This is a genomic window from Acinetobacter sp. V110_1 (assembly GCF_031798975.1).
GTDB classification, from domain to species: domain Bacteria; phylum Pseudomonadota; class Gammaproteobacteria; order Pseudomonadales; family Moraxellaceae; genus Acinetobacter; species Acinetobacter nosocomialis_A.
Genome location: NZ_JAVQNN010000020.1, coordinates 91170 through 113150, shown reverse-complemented (window position 1 = coordinate 113150; position 21981 = coordinate 91170). Strand labels below are relative to the sequence as shown.

16 protein-coding genes and 1 rRNA gene are annotated in these 21981 nt (G+C 40.2%); 10 read left to right on the top strand and 7 right to left on the bottom strand.

All coding sequences use genetic code 11. The annotated features are described in order from the left end of the window. Positions 1-163 precede the first annotated feature (163 nt). A 5S ribosomal RNA gene (rrf, locus tag RMA95_RS08415) occupies positions 164-278 on the top strand. Between the two features lie 175 nt (positions 279-453). Next, entirely contained in the window at positions 454-1050 is a 597-nt protein-coding gene (locus RMA95_RS08410; RefSeq protein WP_311070138.1) for a glutathione S-transferase family protein, read from the top strand. 49 nt (positions 1051-1099) lie between these two features. Here RMA95_RS08410 and RMA95_RS08405 read toward each other — a convergent pair whose 3' ends face one another. Beyond that, positions 1100-1792, bottom strand: coding sequence for a TIGR04219 family outer membrane beta-barrel protein (locus RMA95_RS08405; RefSeq protein ID WP_311070137.1), 693 nt, complete (start codon positions 1790-1792; stop codon positions 1100-1102). Positions 1793-2422: 630 nt separating this feature from the next. Between RMA95_RS08405 and RMA95_RS08400 the strand changes: the two genes are divergently transcribed. Continuing rightward, the gene (locus tag RMA95_RS08400; RefSeq protein ID WP_311070136.1) at positions 2423-3901 is read left to right on the top strand and encodes a sodium-dependent transporter; all 1479 of its coding nucleotides are present in this window, start codon (positions 2423-2425) and stop codon (positions 3899-3901) included. 11 nt (positions 3902-3912) lie between these two features. Continuing rightward, the gene (locus RMA95_RS08395) at positions 3913-4056 is read left to right on the top strand and encodes a methionine/alanine import family NSS transporter small subunit (protein ID WP_311070135.1); all 144 of its coding nucleotides are present in this window, start codon (positions 3913-3915) and stop codon (positions 4054-4056) included. 40 nt (positions 4057-4096) lie between these two features. On the opposite strand, the gene rsmB is transcribed toward RMA95_RS08395, so the two are convergent. Together rsmB and fmt are read right to left on the bottom strand one after the other, a co-directional pair. Next, on the bottom strand, positions 4097-5401 hold the full coding sequence (gene rsmB / locus RMA95_RS08390; protein ID WP_311070134.1) for a 16S rRNA (cytosine(967)-C(5))-methyltransferase RsmB: 1305 nt from the start codon (positions 5399-5401) through the stop codon (positions 4097-4099). Continuing rightward, on the bottom strand, positions 5398-6360 hold the full coding sequence (gene fmt, locus RMA95_RS08385; RefSeq protein ID WP_311070132.1) for a methionyl-tRNA formyltransferase: 963 nt from the start codon (positions 6358-6360) through the stop codon (positions 5398-5400). Before fmt ends, rsmB begins: the two co-directional genes overlap by 4 nt. A 348-nt stretch (positions 6361-6708) precedes the next feature. On the opposite strand from fmt, the gene ilvD reads away from it, so the two are divergent. The 3 genes from ilvD to RMA95_RS08370 all read left to right on the top strand — a co-directional run bounded on the left by ilvD (position 6709) and on the right by RMA95_RS08370 (position 10952). After that, positions 6709-8538, top strand: coding sequence for a dihydroxy-acid dehydratase (gene ilvD, locus RMA95_RS08380; RefSeq protein WP_022576132.1), 1830 nt, complete (start codon positions 6709-6711; stop codon positions 8536-8538). Positions 8539-8852: 314 nt separating this feature from the next. Further along, on the top strand, positions 8853-10142 hold the full coding sequence (locus RMA95_RS08375; RefSeq protein ID WP_086496571.1) for a hypothetical protein: 1290 nt from the start codon (positions 8853-8855) through the stop codon (positions 10140-10142). Positions 10143-10220: 78 nt separating this feature from the next. Next, positions 10221-10952, top strand: coding sequence for a sulfite exporter TauE/SafE family protein (locus tag RMA95_RS08370; RefSeq protein ID WP_311070131.1), 732 nt, complete (start codon positions 10221-10223; stop codon positions 10950-10952). On the opposite strand, the gene RMA95_RS08365 is transcribed toward RMA95_RS08370, so the two are convergent. From RMA95_RS08365 to RMA95_RS08350, 4 genes are all read right to left on the bottom strand, one after another. Further along, positions 10949-11851, bottom strand: a complete 903-nt coding sequence (locus RMA95_RS08365; RefSeq protein ID WP_311070130.1) for a LysR family transcriptional regulator — start codon at positions 11849-11851, stop codon at positions 10949-10951. The genes RMA95_RS08370 and RMA95_RS08365 overlap by 4 nt on opposite strands. Positions 11852-11930: 79 nt before the next feature. Beyond that, positions 11931-13226, bottom strand: a complete 1296-nt coding sequence (locus RMA95_RS08360) for a solute carrier family 23 protein (protein WP_311070129.1) — start codon at positions 13224-13226, stop codon at positions 11931-11933. 298 nt (positions 13227-13524) lie between these two features. Continuing rightward, the gene (gene ppc / locus RMA95_RS08355; protein WP_311070127.1) at positions 13525-16209 is read right to left on the bottom strand and encodes a phosphoenolpyruvate carboxylase; all 2685 of its coding nucleotides are present in this window, start codon (positions 16207-16209) and stop codon (positions 13525-13527) included. Between the two features lie 171 nt (positions 16210-16380). Beyond that, on the bottom strand, positions 16381-17004 hold the full coding sequence (locus RMA95_RS08350) for a TetR/AcrR family transcriptional regulator (RefSeq protein WP_039254035.1): 624 nt from the start codon (positions 17002-17004) through the stop codon (positions 16381-16383). A gap of 149 nt (positions 17005-17153) precedes the next feature. Here RMA95_RS08350 and RMA95_RS08345 point away from each other — a divergent pair, with 149 nt between their 5' ends. From RMA95_RS08345 to RMA95_RS08335, 3 genes are all read left to right on the top strand, one after another. After that, the gene (locus tag RMA95_RS08345) at positions 17154-18260 is read left to right on the top strand and encodes an efflux RND transporter periplasmic adaptor subunit (RefSeq protein WP_134262719.1); all 1107 of its coding nucleotides are present in this window, start codon (positions 17154-17156) and stop codon (positions 18258-18260) included. Next, positions 18257-21382: an efflux RND transporter permease subunit gene (locus RMA95_RS08340; protein WP_311070125.1), complete on the top strand. Its 3126-nt coding sequence runs from the start codon at positions 18257-18259 to the stop codon at positions 21380-21382. Before RMA95_RS08345 ends, RMA95_RS08340 begins: the two co-directional genes overlap by 4 nt. 139 nt (positions 21383-21521) lie before the next feature. Beyond that, a complete protein-coding gene (locus RMA95_RS08335; RefSeq protein WP_002053984.1) occupies positions 21522-21899 on the top strand; it encodes a hypothetical protein in 378 nt (125 codons plus the stop codon). The last annotated feature ends 82 nt before the right edge of the window (positions 21900-21981 follow it).

The following is a 21981-nucleotide window of genomic DNA, read 5'->3' as shown; positions in this document are numbered from 1 at the left end:
TTGTATATAAAGCATCAATCGATTCATAAATCGACAAAGAAACTTGATTTAGTTACTCCACTAGATAAAATGAACAAATCAGATTCAATCAGCCCAATCTGTAAAGATTTGGAAAACGCTTCGGCAAACAATAAGACCAAAGCAAGTATCCATAAACAGTTGTGCTGGCGACCATAGCAAGAGTGAACCACCTGATCCCTTCCCGAACTCAGAAGTGAAACCTCTTAGCGCTGATGGTAGTGTGGGGTTACCCATGTGAGAGTAAGTCATCGCCAGCTCATTATTCTAACACCCCAATCTCAAAAGAGATTGGGGTGTTGCTTTGCACGGAATAAATATAAAACTCTGAATGTAGACAATAAAAGCCGATATATATTAATTCTAAGAAAGAGTTCTGTTATAAGTAACAAGAAAATTAATCTTTTAAGTATGCATAATAAGGGAAGTGGATCGATGATAATTTATGGTGATGTAAGTTCGGGTAATTGTTATAAGATTAAATTATTACTTTCCTTATTAAAAATTAATCATACATGGATACATGTTGATATTTTAAACAAAGAAACTCAAACAGATGATTTTTTGTCATTAAATCCCAATGGAAAAATACCTGTATTAGTGCTGGATGATGGTCGTGTTTTGAGTGAATCCAATGCTATTTTAGGTTATGTAGCTGAAGGAACAAAATTTATTCCTACAGATCCTTTTATTAAAGCAAAAATGTATCAGTGGATGTTCTTTGAGCAGTATAGTCATGAACCATTTATTGCAGTTGCTCGCTTTATTAATAAATATTCAGGGTTACCAACAGAAAGAATACAGGAATATCATAATTTACAGCCAAAAGGCCATAAAGCGCTATCTATTATGGATAAAGCTTTAATAGAGTATGATTATCTCGTTGGAAATGAATTGACCATTGCGGATATCGCTTTATATGCATATACGCATGTCGCTGAGGAAGGCGGCTTCGATTTAAAGTTATATCCAAATATTCGAGCATGGTGTCAAAGAATTCGAGAATATTTAGGTTATGTAGATATGATTTAAATAAAAAAGAACTCATATAGAGTTCTTTTTTTATATCTGAACGTTTGATTTAGAAGTGTGCTTCCAAGCCTACATATGGACCTTTAAACTCAAATTTAAGGTCATTGTTATCATAGTCATCTAAGTCAATATTGAGTACGCGATAGCCAGCTTTCAAGCCTAAATCAACTGCTAAATTATCGACGAATTTATACTTTACCTCTGCTAATGCATCTGTGATTTTTGCATCATTAAAGTTTGTATAGGTTGCTTCGCCTTTAGCACTTAAACCTGTGAATGGAAGTTTTACTTCGCCTGACAAATAAGCGATAGGATATGTTTTATCAATATCCACACGTTTACCAGTATAGGCAGTGATATCACCATTTAATACAGTTGCACCAAGCCCTGCATCTACACTCACAATATTATCTAATAATTCGTAGTAAAGAATAAAATCGCTATGATCTAAATTAATTTTATAGTTAGCTTGGCCTAAGGTTTCTGACTTAGTTTGCGTATCTAGATTTACATAGCGAATTTTTGCATTTGGAATAAATGGAATTGGATGCTCAAAAGCGAGTGAAAGCTGTGCACTGCCTTTTCGATCTAAATCTTGATCATCTGGTAGTTGTGAAGACATGTTTGCTTTACCATCGTAAAACCAATAACCAACGTCTCCTTTAACTCCTATAAAATCAGCTTGTGCGAATCCGCTAAGACCCATCCCGAGTGCCAAAAAAGACATTTTTAATATCTTCATCATCATATCCTAAGAAAAAGAAATCTTTGAGCGCATGATATAGATATCTGGGTAGTTATGCATTGATGAAAAATAGTGTATAAAAAGCTTATAGAGTTTTAATTTTTTAAAATATTATATGTTTTTGATTTTTATATAAAAATATGTAGTTTGTTGTGAAAATTATTTTATAGAACTTAGTATAAATTTTGTGAAAAAAGAAAATGATGTTTTACTCATTATTATGAGAAAAATTAGTTGATATATCCACTTTGTGAAATCTAAAAGAATTTAAATGGTAGAAAATATCATTGTATATAGCAGCACAATAATATGCTTTAAAATACTAATATCAGTTAAAAAATGATCAGACTAGATCAAAATTTCTAAAAAAACGTAAAATTTCAGATGGAAATTACAGTAAAAAGAAATAAAAACAGGTATTGTTCAGCTATATAGGGGCAAAAAATGGACAAAAATCTTTAAGGAAGAATTTTCTATTTTTGCTTGTTTGTTTAGGGAAGAAAAATACTCAAAAGGTTCATTTTATTTTCTACAAACACAAAAGTATTTTTTGGTTCTTTTTTTGCATGCGGAATAACAATCAACAATAGCAGTAAAAATAAGTAATCTCTTAACATTAGGTGTTCTATGACAGATTCTCGTGAAAACTGGACGTCACGATCTGGTTTTATTATTGCAGCCGTTGGCTCGGCTGTAGGCTTAGGTAATATTTGGCGCTTTCCATACGTTGCATATGAAAATGGTGGTGGTGCGTTTCTTATTCCTTATTTACTTGCACTCATTACAGCAGGTTTACCCTTACTATTTTTAGATTATGCGGTAGGCCATCGTAGTAATGGGTCACCTCCTAAAGCGTATCGAGCTTTGTTTAAAGGAGGAGAAACATTAGGATGGTGGCAGGTTTGTGTCTGTATCATCATCGGTTTGTACTACGCAAGTGTACTGACTTGGGCTGGTAGTTATATTTATTTCTCTATTGGTCAGATGTGGGGAAGTGACCCGGAAGGCTTCTTCTTCAATACCTACTTACAAACCTCAAAAGCGACTGGTTTTGATTTACAGTTTGTAAGTCATTTATTCTGGCCGATTGTTGGAATTTGGGCGCTGACTTTAATCATTTTATATGGTGGAGTGAAAAAGGGTGTTGAATTATCTAACAAGATTTTCATGCCTTTATTGTTTGTTCTATTTACTATTTTAGTGATTCAGTCATTGCGTTTACCAGGCGCGGTACAAGGCTTAAATGCTTTCTTTACGCCAAATTGGTCTGCCATGATGGACTATAAAGTTTGGTTAGCAGCTTATGGTCATACTTTCTTTTCACTCTCCGTTGGTTTCGGGATCATGGTGACCTACGCATCATACTTAAAACCAAAAACCAATTTAACTGGCTCAGGCCTTATTGTCGGTTTTGCAAATGCATCGACAGAGATTTTAGCGGGTATTGGTATCTTTGCAGCGCTTGGCTTTATGGCACATGCAGCAGGTACTGAAGTTAAGGATGTCGTGAGTGGCGGTATTGGACTCGCATTTATTGCATTTCCTAAAATTATTTCAAGTTTAGGGTCGGGTGCTGATCTATTCGGTCTTTTGTTCTTCTCTTCATTATTTGTAGCTGGTATTTCTTCAATGGTCAGTATTTTGGAAGTGCCGATTGCTGCAATGCAAGATAAGTTGAAGTGGGGACGCAAGAAAGCTGTAACCATTATTGGTGGCGGTAGTGCGCTTGTATCAATTATTTTATTCTCAAGTGTAAATGCAATTAAGCTTGTTGATATTGTCGATCACTTTATTAATAACATTGGGATTATTGGTGGCGCATTATTATCGATTATTAGTGTAGCTTGGTTTAAACGTTCAGCACTTAAAGAGCTTCGTGACCATGTAAACCGCATTTCAACCATTCAATTGGGTAAAGGCTGGGATTTCACTTTAACAGTCATCACTTCTTTAATCTTGTTAACAACACTCTCTATGACTGTTTTTAATTTGATCAAAAATGGCTATGATACTTATAGTATGAGCTTACAAGGTGTATTCGGTTGGGGCAGTGTGATTTTCTGTGCAGTCGTAGCTATCGTGTTAAGCAAAATGAAAGATCGCTAGGAGGATAAGGAATGAATACTTCGGCAATCGTGATGTTAATAATTTCGATGGTGTTTGTATGGGGTGGACTGGCTTTATCCATCTTACATTTAGCAAAGCATCCTGAAGAGTTAGATGAAGTTTTAGAAGAAGTAAAAGACCAGCACACACTTTGATACTGGTCTAGAAAAAAGCAGGCTCTTAAGCCTGCTTTTTTTATGCAATTTTTTGGATTTTACAATAATAAAATCCATCACCAGATTGTGCTTGTGGCAATAATTGTCTGCCATGGGTTTGTTCGATTCCCCAAACTGCTTCGATTTTTACTTCTTTTGCATCGGTATGTTCTGCAAAGAAGTCGATCATCTGTTGTTCATTTTCAGCTTTTAAAATTGAACAGGTGATGTAGAGCAATGTGCCCCCAACTTTGAGTTGTTGCCACATATGTTCCAATATCTGTTTTTGTAGCTCAATGGTTTGCGCTATATCGGTAGATTGACGCAATAGGCGTATGTCTGGATGACGACGAATTACACCTGTAGCAGAACAAGGTGCATCAAGCACGATACAATCTACTGGTTCAGCCGGAGTCCACTCGGTTGCATCGGCAGCCAGAATTTCAGTATGGCTTTGATCTAGTGCTAGTCGGTTTAAGTTTTCAGTCACACGGACTAAACGACTCGCATCCTGATCAATGGCGATTAACTGTGCTGGTTTAAACTTTTCGAGCAAGTGAGCCGTTTTACCCCCAGGGGCAGCACATGCATCAATCACAGTTTTATTGTTTAAATCAGGCAATAGGGTTGCACATAACTGCGCATGTTCATCTTGTACAGAAAACCAGCCCTGTTCAAAACCAGGTAACTGAGTGATTTGTACAGATTGCTCAAGAACAATACCTGCTTCAGACAGAGTACACGCACGTGCCTGAATATCGAGACTTTGTAGTTTTGCTAAATAAGCATCTCGACCAATGTGTCGCTGGTTCACTCGTAAGGTTAAAGGTGCAACTTGTTTTAGCGATTGGCAGAGCGCTTCGGTTTGTTCTCCCCAATCCTTTTTTAAGCGTTTAAAAAGCCAACTTGGTAAGCCATGCGCTTGCTGTAAACCTTGCTGAAAATCATCAGTTTCACGAGTAGCTCGGCGCAAAATAGCATTTACAATGCCACTGAGTGCAGGGAACCCAAGTTGTTTAGTCGCATCTACTGTTTCTGAGATGGCAGCGTGCGCTGCAATACGCGTACATAAAACTTGATAAAGACCAACGTATAGGCAGGTTTCTACTGTCTCATTGTTTAAAGGTTTGCTGAGCAGAGGTAAGCTAATTGATTTAAGTGCAAACCATTGGCGTAGCGTACCTAGAACAAGTTCATGAAATAGTGCGCGATCACGTTCTGCAACTTGATTCAGCTGCGTATTTAAAATACTAGCAAGTGATTGCCCTTGCTGGACTTTTAATAACGTCTGAACGACTTGAGCACGTAGGTTAAAACGTGATGAATTTGAATTAACCTGACTCATGGCAGAATCTGTCCTACGTGAAGTTTTTGAGTTTGTGCAATTTGCTGAGCATTTAATGCTTTACCACCCGGCCATTGCACACTCGTCAAACAAACAAATGTATTTTCACCGCAAGCAACATGCACGCCTTGTTTATCAATTGCAATAATTTCACCAGCTTGGGCATCTGCTTTGCTTTGACTAGAAACTGTTGAGTTCCAAACACGCAGTGCATTGTTTTCATCAAGTTGAACAAAAGCGACTGGCCAAGGGTTAAATGCACGGATATTTCGGTCAATTTGAACAGCATCAATTGACCAATCAATACGAGCTTCTGACTTTACGAGTTTATGAGCATAGACCGTTAAGCTTTCGTCTTGAACTTCGCGTTCTGCCAAATATTTTTGTAGTGTTTCTTCTGACTCAAGTACCGCACAAATTGCGGTTGCACCTTGATCTGCAAGTTTATCATGTAAAGTCGCAGAAGTATCTTCGGCAGTAATTGGGCAATAGGTTTTATACATCATATCGCCTGTATCTAAACCGGCAGCCATTTGCATGATCGTGATACCAGTTTCGTCGTCACCTGTTGCAATCGCACGTTGAATTGGCGCTGCACCACGCCAGCGTGGTAATAATGAACCGTGAATATTTAAACAACCATATTTAGGTGTATCGAGCACAGCTTGTGGAAGAATTAAGCCATACGCTGCAACCACCATCACATCGGCACCTAAAGCTGCCAGTTCTTGTTGAGCTGCTAAACCTTCTTCGGTGGAAGCTTTGAAGTGGAGTGGTTGATAAACAGGAATATCATGTTCAAGTGCAAGCTGTTTTACAGGGGATGGCGTTAGTTTTTGTCCACGACCTGCTTTCCGGTCTGGTTGAGTATAAACCGCGATAATTTCATGGGAAGTTTTTAATAAAGCCGCCAATGCTGTTGCAGCAAATTCGGGGGTGCCAGCAAAAATAATTTTCACAAATGCAATCCAAAAAGAGTTTATGGGTAGTATACGTGAAAAACGTTTGAAGCCCTAAACTCATGGCGATTGAGCGTTTTAGTTTTTAAATAGTGAACAAAAAATTATTGAAAAAATTTTATTGATAAAAAAAGGTTATAAAAAAATAAAAAATTATTCATGTAAGTTTTGCTAAATATTGACTGAGTATTATCGTTCTTGGCTTTCCCAATATTATTTGCTTCTATAGAATGGAGAATGATCAAATTATGATGATGAGTCAATATTCCGACTGATCTAACGCTATATCAGTATCATTCAGCCAGAGTGGAAGTCATTTCACTCAAGCACAACTTGTTGGAAACACAAATGCCTGACTATCGTTCAAAAACATCGACACACGGAAGAAATATGGCTGGCGCACGTGGCTTATGGCGTGCAACAGGAATGAAAGATGAAGATTTCGGCAAACCAATTATTGCAGTGGTCAACTCATTTACCCAATTTGTTCCAGGCCATGTACATCTAAAAGATCTAGGGCAGCTTGTCGCAGCAGAAATTCAGGCAGCAGGTGGTGTTGCTAAAGAGTTCAATACAATTGCAGTGGACGATGGGATCGCAATGGGGCATGACGGCATGCTTTATTCTTTGCCATCACGTGATTTGATTGCAGACTCGGTTGAATACATGGTGAATGCACATTGCGCCGATGCAATGGTATGTATTTCTAACTGTGACAAGATTACACCGGGAATGTTGATGGCTGCGATGCGCCTAAATATTCCAGTAGTTTTTGTGTCTGGCGGCCCAATGGAAGCAGGTAAGGTCAAATTCCGCGGTAATGAAAAAGCGATTGACCTTGTAGATGCCATGGTTGTTGCGGCTGATGAAAGTTATACAGACGAAGAAGTTGCAGAATTTGAACGTTCAGCATGTCCAACATGTGGTTCATGTTCAGGTATGTTTACCGCAAACTCAATGAACTGTTTAACCGAAGCTTTAGGTTTATCTTTACCGGGTAATGGTTCGATTGTTGCGACGCATGCAAACCGTAAAAAATTATTCTTAAAAGCAGGCCAGCTTATTGTTGAATTGGCTAAGCGCTATTACGAACAAGAAGATGCAAGTATTTTGCCTCGTTCAATTGCAACTAAGGCTGCATTTAAAAATGCCATGACCCTTGATATTGCAATGGGTGGTTCAACTAATACAGTTCTACATTTATTGGCTGCAGCAAGTGAAGCTGAAGTTGATTTTACTATGGACGACATCGACGAATTATCACGACGAGTTCCTGTACTTTCAAAAGTAGCACCTGCAAAACAAGATGTTCATATGGAAGATGTTCACCGTGCCGGCGGTATCATGGCTATTTTAGGTGAGCTTGATCGTGCGAATTTACTTGATGTATCTGTACCGACAGTGCACGAGAAAACTTTAAAAGATGCATTAGATAAGTGGGACATTATTCGTACTGAAGATGCAGATGTTTATGAGTTCTATCGTTCATCTCCGGGTGGCGTACCAACTCAAGTGGCATTCTCACAAAACCGTTACTACTCAACTTTAGATGGCGATCGTGAAAAAGGCGTGATTCGTAATGCAGAGCATGCATTCTCTAAAGATGGTGGTTTAGCAGTTCTATATGGCAACATCGCGCTTGATGGTTGTATCGTAAAAACTGCGGGTGTAGATGAATCAATCTTGAAATTTACGGGTACAGCACGCGTATTTGAAAGCCAAGATGCAGCTGTAGATGCAATTTTAGGTCATGACATTAAAGCTGGTGACGTTGTGGTGATTCGTTACGAAGGTCCACGTGGTGGTCCGGGTATGCAAGAAATGCTTTACCCAACCAGCTATCTTAAATCGAAAGGTTTAGGAAAAGACTGTGCATTGGTGACAGATGGTCGTTTCTCAGGTGGTTCATCAGGTCTTTCAATTGGACACGTTTCGCCAGAAGCTGCGGAAGGCGGTGCAATTGGTTTGGTTGAAGATGGCGACACCATTGAAATTGATATTCCAAACCGTACGATTCACTTGAATGTTGATGATGCGACTATGGCGCACCGTCGTACAGTTCAAGAAGCGAAAGGCTGGCATCCAAAAGAAGAACGTAAACGTAAAGTATCAAAAGCGTTAAAAGTTTATGCAATGCATACAACAAGTGCGGCAAAAGGAGCTGTACGCGTTCTATAAAATATTCAATTTTAATAATTGAGTAGGAAACATGCACCCATTAACACGATGAATTGCTATCATGTTATGGGTGCATTTTTTATGTCTGGTAAAAAAAATCCGCTTGTAGGAAAAGGTGTTTTCAGATCATTCTATGGGTTTGCCATAAAATGGTGATAAAATCTTCACCTACGCAGAAACTCGCGAAATAACATGACATATTTTCTGCGCGAACTTAGGTAGTCATTTTTCTATCTCGACTACTGTTTAACCTTGCATTATGATCAAAATACCTTTTGATCTCGCTTAGGATTTATTTTTTAGAGGCACTACTCATGTCACTGCTACGCCGTTGGTTTGACCCTATCCGATCGAGCTGGTTTTACCAAAAGCCTTCTCGTCAAGCGGTGTTACCCACGGAAAATGGTTTAAGTATTTATTTACGACTTGATGATGTGTATAGCTATCTGGCTGTTCAGCAATTGTCTCAGCTAGATGAAATTTTAAGTGATGAGCTTAAACCTTTAAAAATTATTATTTCTCATACAGCTTCTGAACCTCCGAATAGCATGACGCATGAGGAATGGCAGCATTATTGTTTAAATGATGCCAAGATTTTAGCAAATCAGCATCGGTTTGCTTTTGATGAGTTCCCAGAAATCCCAAGCCAAGAAGCTTTAAAACAAGCCGCTGTCATACTAAAAAGAACCCCATTACAAGGTCAGAACTTCTTCCATTTACTTGAAGATATCTTTCACATGCTTTGGCAACAGCAATATGGAAAGTTACGTACTTTACATGCCATGGCGGTGAAGCATCAGATGCCACAGCACTTCCCAGAACGTATTTTTACAGATGAGCCTGTACAGGCAGCGTACTTTGAATTTGGTGGACGTAAATATCACGCAGTGGATGATTTATTACGTCTAACCCGTCGTTTAAAACAACAAAAGTTACTGACAGGTATTCCGATTTTTTTAATTAATCATATCGAATGGCGTGAACATTTGATTAATGATGCTGAAGCACTCAATGAAATTCAGGCTCTTCACCCTGAGCTTGATGTATTTATTGCTTTAGAAGATCCAATGAGCTGGTTACTTCTTGCGTATATTAAAGAAGAACTCGCAGACTATTATGATATTCAGTTAAAAGTCTATCCGCTCAGTTACCAAGGTCGAGACTGGTTTGACTGGAGCTTGGCAACACGTGTTTCTAAACGTACTGAGGTGGCTTTTACTCCTTTTTGTCGCCCTACAGAAGAAAGTACGCTTGAGATGGCAAAGCTTTTTTATAGCGTACCGGAAAATCAGCAACTCGATACAATTTTTACGATTTTGCAGGCAGTTTGGACGAAAGGAAAAGACTTATCTTTCCAAAGACACTTCCAAGAGTTACAGCAGCAACTCGGTATTGAGCAGTTAACTGAACAAGATGTCCCATCTGTTTTAGAGCAAAATGATGCACTTTGCAAAGACAAGCATCAGCCTGATTTGCCAGTTTTAGAATTGCGTATTGATGGGCAAAGTTATGTATTTAATAGCTTGTACCGAGTTTGGATGATCGAAAGTATTTTTAGTAATGTTTTAGAAGAAAAATACAAAACGGCCTCAACTTCTAATTGAGGCCCACTCCTAAAAACAAGAATAGGGCAAAACCTGTTTTTTCCGTAGCATAACCATGTAGGGAATCGGAGATAAACAGTGACTTTTTTAGCAATTATTATGATGGTGTTTGCCTTTGCTGGCATGATCAAAGGCATGATTGGCCTAGGTTTGCCCGCAGTATCAATGGGCTTACTCACCATCGCAATGAGCCCTTTTCAGGCTGCATCTCTTTTAATTGTTCCTTCAATGGTCACCAATGTTTGGCAGCTTTTTGCTGAGGGGCATGTTTGGGCTTTTATTCGCCGTTTCTGGACCTTACTCGTAGGCATTGTAGTTGGTTCAATATGGAGCTTTCTACCCACTTTAAGTCAAAGTCATGGGCACAGTAGTGAGATTTTGTTGGGCTGTATGTTGGCCTTATATGGTCTTTATGGACTGTGCGTCAAAAAGCTTCCACACTTAGGGAAACATGAGCGTTGGTTATCGCCGATTATTGGATATATTGGTGGGGCAATCACCGTAGCCACAGGCGTCATTATTATTCCTATCGTGCCATATTTGCAGTCTTTGCATTTAAAACGTGATGAGCTGGTACAAGCTTTGGGATTAACATTTACAGTCTCTACCATTTGCCTTGCTGTTTTTTTACACCATAACCCGATGTCTGGAGTAACACTGGACTATCGTTTATCTTTTGCTGCGTTGTTGGCTGCACTCATTGGAATGTGGATCGGTAAAAAAATCCGTTATCGACTCAATGAGCAGTTATTTCGACGTATCTTTTTTATAGGGTTGGTGTCGTTAGGGCTTTATATGATTTTGCATTAAGCCGTTTTTTCAGGACGATGCTGCAATAAAAAATCTGCAAACTGTTGGTAACTGCTAGGCAGCTGGTTGAAGTTTTGTGTGGCTAAAAGGAGTTTACGATTTGCCCATGCACCTAGAAGTTGGATCGAATGAAAATCATAATCTGATTGCAAACGCTGTGCCGCACGAGCTGGCATAATCGCAATTCCCACACCTTTGGCGACTACTTCAGCAATTGCACTAAAGTTAGGTAAGCGCAAACGGTATTGTATGTTAAAGCCTAATAATTTAGCTTGAGTTTCAATGGACTGTTGCAAAGAGTGGTGGGCTTTAAGGCCAATAAAACCATAACTTAAAGCCTCTACCAAATTCAACTGTTGATATTGAGCTAACTCATGTGTAGCAGGACAAATCAACACTAGAGGATCACTCGCAAATTCTTTCGTTTGCAAATGTCGGGTATCAAAAAAGCTTGAGACCAAGCCAAGGTTTGCAATTCCTTGGGTTAATGCATCTACAATTTCCGAACTTTCTGCTTCGTGCAAATCGATATTCATTTCAGGATGAAGCACTAAATATTGCGGTAATAAACGAGGCAAATATTCGCTTTGAGCTGAAGAGTTACACCAAAGCGTTAAGGCTTGTGTTGTAGAAGACTTAAAGCGCTGCATTTCTTGTTCGAGTTGATCTTTTTGTGCTAAAAGCTGACGAGCATGTTCTACAAAAGCATGTCCCGCTGTGGTGAGTTCTACACCTGTGGTTTGGCGAATAAATAAAGGTGTTTCAAAATACTGTTCGAGTTTCTTAATACGTTCACTCGCTGCTTGAAGAGAAATAGCAGAGCGGTCTGCACCTTTAGTTAGGCTACCTGTAGAGACAATATGAAGAACGAGCTGTAAATCAAAAAAATCAAAACGCATGATAGGAACGTATTGAAGCGCAAAAATTTATCATACTAAATTGGAATGAAAAAAGGCAGCTTACGCTGCCTTTTTGAATTTAAGTTTTATCTTTAAAACTAAATAACCAATTTAGAATAATGGCCGCAAATGTTGCGGTACCAATACCGCCTAAATTGAAATTACCGAACAATAATTCAAAGTTACCGGCACCTAAAATAATCGTGACTGAAGCAACAATCAGATTTTTATTGTTAGAAAAATCAACTTTGTTCTCGATCCAGATTTTTGCACCAGCAATGGTAATTAAACCAAATACGACAATAGATGCACCTGTTAAAACAGCGCTTGGAATGGTACTAATCACCGCGCCAAATTTTGGAGATAGACCTAAGAAAATGGCGAAGACACCCGCAATCACAAAAACAATGGTTGAGTACACACGAGTGACTGCCATCACACCAATATTTTCACCATAAGTGGTCATCCCCGGCGCGCCAACACTACCAGAAAGCGTTGTTGCTAAACCATCTGCAACAAATGCTTTGCCTAATTGTGGCGTTAGGTTTTCGCCAGTCATTGCACCTACTGCTTTAATATGGCCTAAGTTCTCTGCCACTAAAATTAATGCAACTGGCGCAATAATTAGCATAGCTTTGGTATCAAAAGTAGGATGTGAAAAGCTTGGGATACCGAACCATGCAGCCTGTGAGATCTGACTAAAATCGATTGGTTTACCTAGACCTAAACCATTGGTCGTGATGGCATAAATTGCATAAGCCAAGATTAAACCAACCAACAGAAGTAGACGTTGTAATAAACCACGCGTAAAGACTGCAATACTGCCCATACAAAGCACAGTGATTAATGCCATCCACATTTCAAATGGTTGGCCAGCAACGCCTTTAATGGTAACAGGTGCAAGGTTTAAACCAATAATCATCACAATTGCGCCAGTTACTACAGGCGGCATGAGTTTTTCAATCCAGCGCGTACCCGTAAGCATGACAATAAAACCGATGAGTGCGTAAAAGATACCGCACGCTACGATTCCACCTAAAGCCATAGACAGATTTGGATTGGCACCCGAACCTGTAATGTGCCCAGTCGCTGCTGCAACCACACCAATAAATGCAAAACTCGATCCTAAGTAACTTGGAACGCGACCACCCGTAATTAAGAAGAACAGGATGGTACAGATACCGGACATTAAAATAGCGAGGTTAGGGTTAAAGCCCATAAGTAATGGTGCTAAAACAGTGGCTCCAAACATGGCAAATGCGTGTTGGATGCCTAAAATGGCACTTTGAACTGGGGGGAGATATTCATTGGTAGAGACCGGTCGATGGTCAACATCACCTTGGTAAGGCTGCCATTTTGGAAACCAGTTGGACATAAAATGAGCTCATTATTCTTTAATTGGTGCAATGATACTCTTTCTTTGGAAAGCATTTAATCTCTGGTGAGCAGTATGTGAGTGAAAAGTAATTATTTTTTAACGATTGGTATAATTTTAAGAATTCTAAATATAAGGAATTAGTTATTTTTTTATAATAAAACTTAATTTTATGATTTTTAAAAAATATTTAAAAAAATATAAAATCGGGGAAAATTTATAAAAAATGGGGAACTTTGCAAGTAAAAAGCAGCACATCGGTGATGTACTGCCTTGTCAAACGATTGGTAAAAACAGCTTAACCCGTATTACGTAAACCAGCAGCAATACCCGCAATACTCACCATAAGTGCATGATCAACAGGGGTATGTTCTGCCTGACGCTCAGCAAGATAATCACGGCGGCGTTTCATGAGTTCAGCTTGTAAAAGATGCAAAGGAAGTAAGTACGGTTTACGCACTTGCATTGATTGATCAAGAACTTCGTTATTGCTCAGAAGCTTTGATTCATCTTTCAATTTAAGTAGCGTTTCAACAGCATCTTTTAGTCGCTGACGCAACTGGTTACCGAGTACTTTTAAATCTTCATCTTCAGTTAAATGAGATTCGTAGTAGAGTGCAATGTTGGCATCGGCTTTAGACAATACCATTTCCAGCATATCAATGAGCGTTTGGAAATAAGGCCATTGCTGAAGCATTTCATCAAGCGTTGCTTTTTGCTGGTCGGCAATCACTTCATTAATTGCTGCGCCAGTACCTAACCATGCAGGCAACATCAAACGAATTTGTGTCCAAGCAAATACCCATGGGATGGCACGTAAAGACTCGATGCCGCCACTCACTTTACGTTTTGCTGGACGCGAGCCTAGAGGCAACATTTGTAACTCAAGCTCAGGCGTGACAGTACGTAAGTACTTCACAAAATGTGGGTTTTCACGAACTGTTTGACGATAAACTTTCACAGAATGATCTGTCATACGGTTCATGAGTTCACGCCATTCTGTTTTAGGCTCTGGTGGTGGCAACAATGTCGCTTCAAGTGTTGCTGCGGTATAGATTTCAAGGTTTTGCATTGCAATACCTTCTAGACCGAATTTGAAGCGGATCATTTCACCTTGTTCTGTTACACGAATTGCGCCAGAGATTGAACCTGGTGGTTGTGAGAACAGTGCCTGTTGGGTTGGGGCACCACCACGGCTAATTGAGCCGCCACGACCGTGAAATAGAGTCAACTGTACGCCGTGTGTACGAGCAATAGCAGTCAGTTCTTCTTGAGCACGATATTGCGCCCAGTTGGCAGACATAAAGCCAGCATCTTTTGCAGAGTCGGAGTAACCGATCATGACTTCGTGTTTACCCTGAATGTGCTGTTTATACCAATGCATATTGAACAGCGTATTCATGGTAGTTGCAGCGCCATCTAAATCTTTTAGAGTTTCAAACAGAGGCACGACACGTAAAGGATGCTGAATACCAGCTTCTTTTTGCAGTAACAATACAGCTAAAACATCGCTTGGATATTCAGCCATCGAAATAATATAAGCGCCTAACGACTCAGGCGGTTGGTCAGCCAAAGTACGCATAGTTGCAAATACTTCTTGAACATCTGGGTGGCCAATCAAACTACCTTCCGGTTCATTAATATATTTCGGTAGAAGTGGACGTTTGCTTTGTAGTTCCTGAATGAGGAAGTTTTGGCGTGCTTGCTCAGTCCATGACTCAAAATTACCTAAACCTAAATACTCAGTAATGGCTGAAATGGCTTGGCGATGGCGACCTGATTCTTGGCGAATATCAAGTTTAAGTAATTCAATACCAAAACAGTTCACACGGTAGATAAAGTCGAGAAGTTGACCATTCGCAATTTCTGGCAGGTTACTGTCAATTAAAGAGCGATAGCACAGTAATAATGGTTGTAATAGCTCATCTTTGCTTTTAATTACATTGCTGTCATCTGCTTCTAAACCTTGTAGACGCTGCGCTAACCAGTGACGAGTTGCTTTTAAGCGTTCACGTGTAGCACGTAAATACTCACGATAAGGTTCTGCATGTTGGCTACCAATCGCTTGAATCATTTCTTCGGAACACGTCTGAATTGAAAGTTCCCAACGTAAGTTTTCAATATCTCTCAGGTAAAGGTCAGCAGCTTGCCAGCGTGATAACCACAGCACTTCTTGAGTGATTTGATGAGTAACGTTCGGGTTACCATCACGGTCTCCACCCATCCAAGATGCAAAGCGCACTGGCGCAATATTGAGTGGTAAGTTTTGTTGGCAATTGTCTTGAACCAACTCATTCAATTCACGAATGAATTTAGGTACGGCATTCCAAAGCGTTTGCTCAATGGTTGCAAAGCCCCATTTTGCCTCATCGACAGGAGTCGGGCGGTGCTGACGAATTTCATCTGTTTGCCAAGCCGAACTAATTTGCTGTTTTAAGTTCGCAAGTGCGTTTTGGCGTTCACGTGGAGTAAGCTTTTGCTGATCAAGCTGTGAAAGACAAGCGTTGATATCGTCATATTTTTGAATGAGGGTACGACGGCTTACCTCGGTTGGATGCGCCGTAAGTACCAGTTCAATATTTAAATCACAAATTTGCTGAAATAGTTTTTCTGTCGAAATACTTTTATCTTTAAATTTTTGAAATAAGTGAACAAGTGGATTTGGAGAATTAGCCTCCGAATCGAACTCTGCCTGTCTGCGGCTACGCACGACATGGTATTGCTCGGCAATATTGGCAAAATTGAGGAAGTGAGAAAAAGCGCGGGTGAGAGGTAATAGCTCTTCATCGGGCAGTTCTAAAAATAATTGTTCTAATTGCTTTTCGGCTTCAGCTTGACCATCACGTGCACCTTTGGCAAGCGCACGGATTTGCTCGATCTGATTAAACAGTTCCTGTCCTGCATGTTGTTTTAGGGTTTCACCTAACAAATTGCCAAGTAAGCGGACATCCTCACGCAGTGGCGCATCGATTTGCTGAACCATGCTATTTTTCTCCTGTTCTTATTCTTATCGAATATAGCGCGATTAACAAACATTCCAAGCTTTGAGCGTAAGAAAATGTGAATTTTTGCTTAAAAAATAACATTTAATTCGCTTATAGCGACTTAAAAGATGACATGCACTCAGTGCAACTTTTGGCAATCGGACTTTGGTTTAATTCCGATATTTAAGCAGGAATAAATGAATTGCATCTTGAATAATCTGGTCTAACTCTTGCGCATTCGGTACAGCAATAATCCTAAGTAGAACTTTATGGTGACGTACACCAAGCAACAACGTTAAAAGAAGCTCTGTTTGATAAACGGGATCATCGGCCTGAATAAAACCTAGCTCAGCTGCTTTTTGGAAGAACGCGGCTAACAGATTTTGAAGTCGGGTATGGGATGCCGTGAAAAATTGTTCAGCTAAAGGGCTCTGTTCTGCTGCGAGTTCAAATAACACATGTTCAAGCTTTAATGCTTCAGGTGAATAAATAATCTGCAAGGCACGCGAACATACCATATACAGTGTTTGATAAAAATCTGCCGATGCATCTAATTCAAATGGTTTAGTGCCTAGAGTCTCTTCGCAAGTTTCTGTAATCGCGCAGATAAACAGGTTTGCTTTGTCTTGAAAGTGGTTATAAACCGTGAGTTTAGTAACTCCGGCTTCCTGTGCAATCTGGTTCATGCTGGTACCGTGATAACCAGATTTTAAAAAAATAGCTTTAGCGGCTTGTAAGATACGAGCACGCTTTTCCAGATCTTTAGGACGACCACTTTGATTAACTGTTTGCACAAAACCCTCTAATAAAAGTTTAAAAAAATAGATATTTATAAGTTTTTCTTTAATTAATGTACCCATGGGTATATTAATTAAAAAACAAACAAACTATGATGCAAGCATATTGTGCCTTAAAAAATCAGTTTGAATAAGAGCGATAAGATATGAATCTGTTAAAACCTCTCATCATGAGTATGGTGATTGTTTGCACGGTCACATTAATGGGGTGTAGTAAAGAGGCTCCCAAAACAGAAGAAATACCCTATGTGATGGTGACGCAGCCTTCGACTACACTAAACGAATTAAAAAGCTATGCAGGAGATGTACAGGCTCGACAACAAACTGCCTTGGCATTTCGGGTGGGTGGACAAGTTACGGCTCGCTATGTCGATGTCGGCGACCGAGTTAAAGTTGGACAAGTATTAGCAAAGCTCGATGTAGCAGATGCTCAGCTACAATTAAATGCTGCCAAAGCTCAATTACAAAATGCACAGGCAGCAGCGAAAACAGCATCAGATGAACTTAAACGTTTTCAACAATTATTACCTGTCAATGCAGTAAGCCGTTCACAATTTGATACGGTCAAAAATCAGGACGACGCGGCTCAAGCAGCGTTACAACAAGCCCGCTCTAACTATGAAGTTTCTGCAAACCAAACTGGTTATAACCAACTCATTTCTAATAAAAACGGGGTGATTACAGCGCGTAATATTGAAATTGGACAAGTCGTTTCAGCAGGTCAAGCAGCTTATCAATTGGCGATTGATGGTGAGCGTGAAGTGGTCATTGGTGTACCTGAACAAGCAGTTGCCGAGATTAAAGTTGGTCAAGCGGCTTGGATTACTTTGTGGTCTAAACCGAATGAAAAATTTGCCGGATATGTACGCGAAGTTTCTCCTGCGGCTGATCAGTCTCGTACCTTTACTGTGAAAGTTGCACTCAAAGAAGGCCAATCTGCTATTCAGCTTGGACAAAGTGCACGTGTATTTTTTAGCTCGACTCAAACTAATGTCATGAGTGTTCCACTTTCGAGTGTTTCAGCTACAGATAATCAAGCTTATGTATGGGTAGTCAATGCCAACCAAACTTTACGTAAAGTACCTGTAACAGTTGGCGCATATGGCAGAGATAGTGTGCCCGTGTTAACTGGTTTAACACCAAATGATTGGGTTGTGATTGGTGGGGTTCATTTGCTACGCGATAAGCAGAAGATTCATCCGATTGACCGTGAAAACCGTGCGGTGAAAATTCAGGGGGCAACGAAGCCATGAAATTCAATCTCTCGGAATGGGCACTGAATAATAAAGGTATTGTCCTTTATTTCATGCTGTTGCTTGGCATTATCGGTGCAATCTCTTATTCAAAACTATCACAAAGTGAAGATCCGCCTTTTACCTTTAAAGTGATGGTCGTAAAAACCTACTGGCCTGGAGCGACTGCCAAAGAAGTTTCAACGTTGGTGACTGACCGCATTGAAAAGGAGCTGATGACGACAGGGCAGTATGAAAAGATTATGGCCTACTCCCGCCCGGGTGAGTCTATGGTTACTTTCTTTGCCAAGGATTCATTGAAGTCGACACAGATTCCTGATGTTTGGTACAACGTTCGTAAAAAGGTCAATGACATTCGCACTGAACTCCCAAGCGGTGTACAAGGCCCTTTTTTCAATGATGAGTTCGGTGATACTTTCGGTAATATTTATGTACTGACAGGCAAGGACTTTGACTACGCCCTTTTGAAAGAATATGCCGATCGTTTGCAATTACAGCTGCAACGTGTCAAGGACGTTAGCAAAGTCGAATTGGTTGGCTTACAAGACCAAAAAATCTGGATTGAGATTTCAAACACTAAAGCCGTTCAGCTCGGTATTCCTCTTTCTGCAATTCAAGAAGCCTTACAAAAGCAAAATAGTATGGCAAGCGCTGGTTTCTTTGAAACCGGTACGGATCGTATTCAAATTCGTGTAAGTGGACATTTACAGAGCGTTGATGAAATTAAGAAAACGCCTTTATTGGTAGGCAACAAAACCATTCAACTTGGTGATGTCGCTGACGTTTACCGCGGTTTTAGTCAACCAGCTCAGCCACGTATGCGTTTCATGGGTGAAAATGGTATTGGCCTTGCTGTCTCAATGCGTAAGGGTGGTGACATTATTGCCTTGGGTAAAAATCTGGAAACGGAATTTGCCCAGCTGCAAAAGACTCTACCTTTAGGTATGAAATTACAGAAGGTGTCTGACCAACCAGTAGCTGTGCAACGCAGTATTCATGAGTTTGTGAAAGTACTTGCTGAAGCAGTCATTATTGTTTTGTTAGTGAGCTTTTTCTCTTTAGGTTTCCGTACAGGTTTAGTGGTTGCTTTTTCCATTCCTTTGGTTTTAGCAATGACTTTTGCCGGCATGAATATATTCGATGTCGGACTACATAAGATTTCTCTAGGTGCTCTGATTTTAGCTTTAGGCTTACTCGTCGATGACGCGATTATTGCAGTCGAGATGATGGCAATTAAGATGGAGCAGGGCTATAGCCGAATTAAGGCCGCCGGATTTGCGTGGAAAACAACGGCCTTTCCAATGTTGACAGGGACACTCATTACAGCAGCGGGCTTTTTACCTATTGCTACTGCACAGTCTAGTACAGGTGAATACACACGTTCGATTTTTCAGGTAGTGACCATTGCATTATTGGTGTCTTGGGTTGCCGCAGTTTTATTTGTGCCTTATTTGGGTGAAAAACTACTGCCTGATTTTACCAAGACTGGGCATCAAGCACCTTGGTATGTTCGTTTATGGGCAAGATTAACGAAAAAACCGCAACCACAAACTATCGAGATTTCACAAGACCACCATTACGATCCTTATCAATCTAGTTTCTATTTACGTTTTAGGAAAATGGTCGAGTTTTGCGTGACCTATCGTAAAACTGTAATTGCGACAACGGTTGGGATATTCGTACTCTCTGTGCTGATGTTTAAAATGGTTCCTCAGCAGTTTTTCCCGCCTTCAAACCGTACCGAGATTTTAGTCGATTTAAAACTTGAAGAAGGCGCTTCGTTAACTGCTACAGAACAAGCGGTGAAAAAGGTTGAACAGTTCCTGTCTAAACAAAAAGGTATTGATAACTATGTGGCCTATGTGGGTACAGGTTCACCGCGTTTTTATTTACCGTTAGATCAGCAATTACCACAAGCCAGCTTTGCACAGTTTGTGGTTTTAGCCACTTCACTTGATGACCGTGATGAAATTCGTCGCTCGCTAGAAACCCAAATTAAGCAATTGCTTCCACAAGTTCGTACTCGTGTGTCATTACTGGAAAATGGTCCACCTGTGGGTTATCCGTTGCAATATCGCGTGTCCGGTGAAGATCTCAATCTGGTACGTAAAGAGGCGCAGCAGGTTGCTAAGGTCATTAGTGAAAACCCGAATACCACCAATGTGCATTTGGACTGGGGTGAGCCGAGCAAGATCATTGCAATTCAAATTGATCAAGACCGTGCTCGACAAATGGGTGTGTCTAGTGTGGATTTGGCGAATTTCCTGAATGCTTCAATTACAGGCAGTGCAATTGAACAGTATCGTGAAAAGCGTGAACTGATTGAGATCCGCTTACGTGGTGATCAAGCTGAGCGTGTTGAAGTCGCTTCTCTTGCAAGTTTAGCGGTGCCAACAGCCAATGGAACCACAGTGCCTTTAGCCCAGATTGCTAAAATTGAATATAAATTTGAAGATGGCCTGATCTGGCATCGTAACCGTTTACCAACGATTACTGTGCGTGCAGATATTCGTACCAAATTGCAGCCAGCGACTGTTGTGGGCGAGTTAGCGGAATCAATGGACAAGTTACGCGCTGAGTTACCAAGTGGTTACCTCGTTGAAGTAGGGGGAACTGTAGAAGAATCGGCACGTGGGCAAAGTTCGGTCAATGCCGGTATGCCACTGTTCTTGGCAGTGGTCATGACATTACTCATGATTCAGCTGAAGAGTCTGTCGAGAGCAACGATTGTGTTCTTGACCGCACCATTAGGCTTAATTGGGGTGGTTCTGTTCTTACTTTTATTCAATAAGCCATTTGGCTTTGTGGCCATGCTAGGAACTATTGCCTTATCTGGCATGATTATGCGTAACTCGCTCATTCTGATTGATCAGATCGAACAAGATCGGCAAGCAGGGCATCCAACGTGGGAAGCGATTATTGATGCAACGGTACGCCGTTTCCGTCCAATTATTCTGACGGCCTTGGCAGCAGTGCTAGCGATGATTCCACTTTCGCGAAGTATTTTCTTCGGTCCAATGGCCGTTGCAATTATGGGCGGGCTGATTGTAGCGACCATGCTGACATTGTTTTTCCTACCTGCATTGTATGCTGCGTGGTTTAAGGTGAAAAAAACAGCATAAAATACATAAATTTTTTGTGAATAAAGGTGCGAAATATTGAAAAGTCCAATATAGTAGCACCTGTCTTTACACAAAAAATACAGGATTATTTCGCTGCATAAAAAATAGGCATAGTGCAGTGAATTGAGGTGAAATACAGATGGGGCAAGACCATATCGAACAGCATCGCCGTTATATTGTAATTTCTTATGCGTTCATGTTTCTTGCATTGTTTACGGTTATTTTTGCGGCCTTTGCTTATCTGGTCGCTCGTAAAGTAGCTGTTGTGGATGATGCGGAAGTTTGGATTCATGCTCATGCGCTCTGGATTATGCGCAATGGTATTCTATTCCTCTTCATGTCAGTTTTTGCTGTTGTTTGGTTTATTCCTCTCTTCTTTTTTGCATGGAACAGCAACCTTTGGGTAACGGCATCAACAGTTGCTGGTGTTGTTTTTAGCGCTATTGCTTGGTTATTTTTATTAAATGCATGGTTAAAAGGCTTGTCTAAATATTTAAAAAATAAGGCAGTTTTTTAATATATCTGTTTTTTGAAAGTTTTCCCCTTGTAAATTCGGCTAAAGCCCCCCATTTAGTCGGCAATAGAGTATTGATAAAATT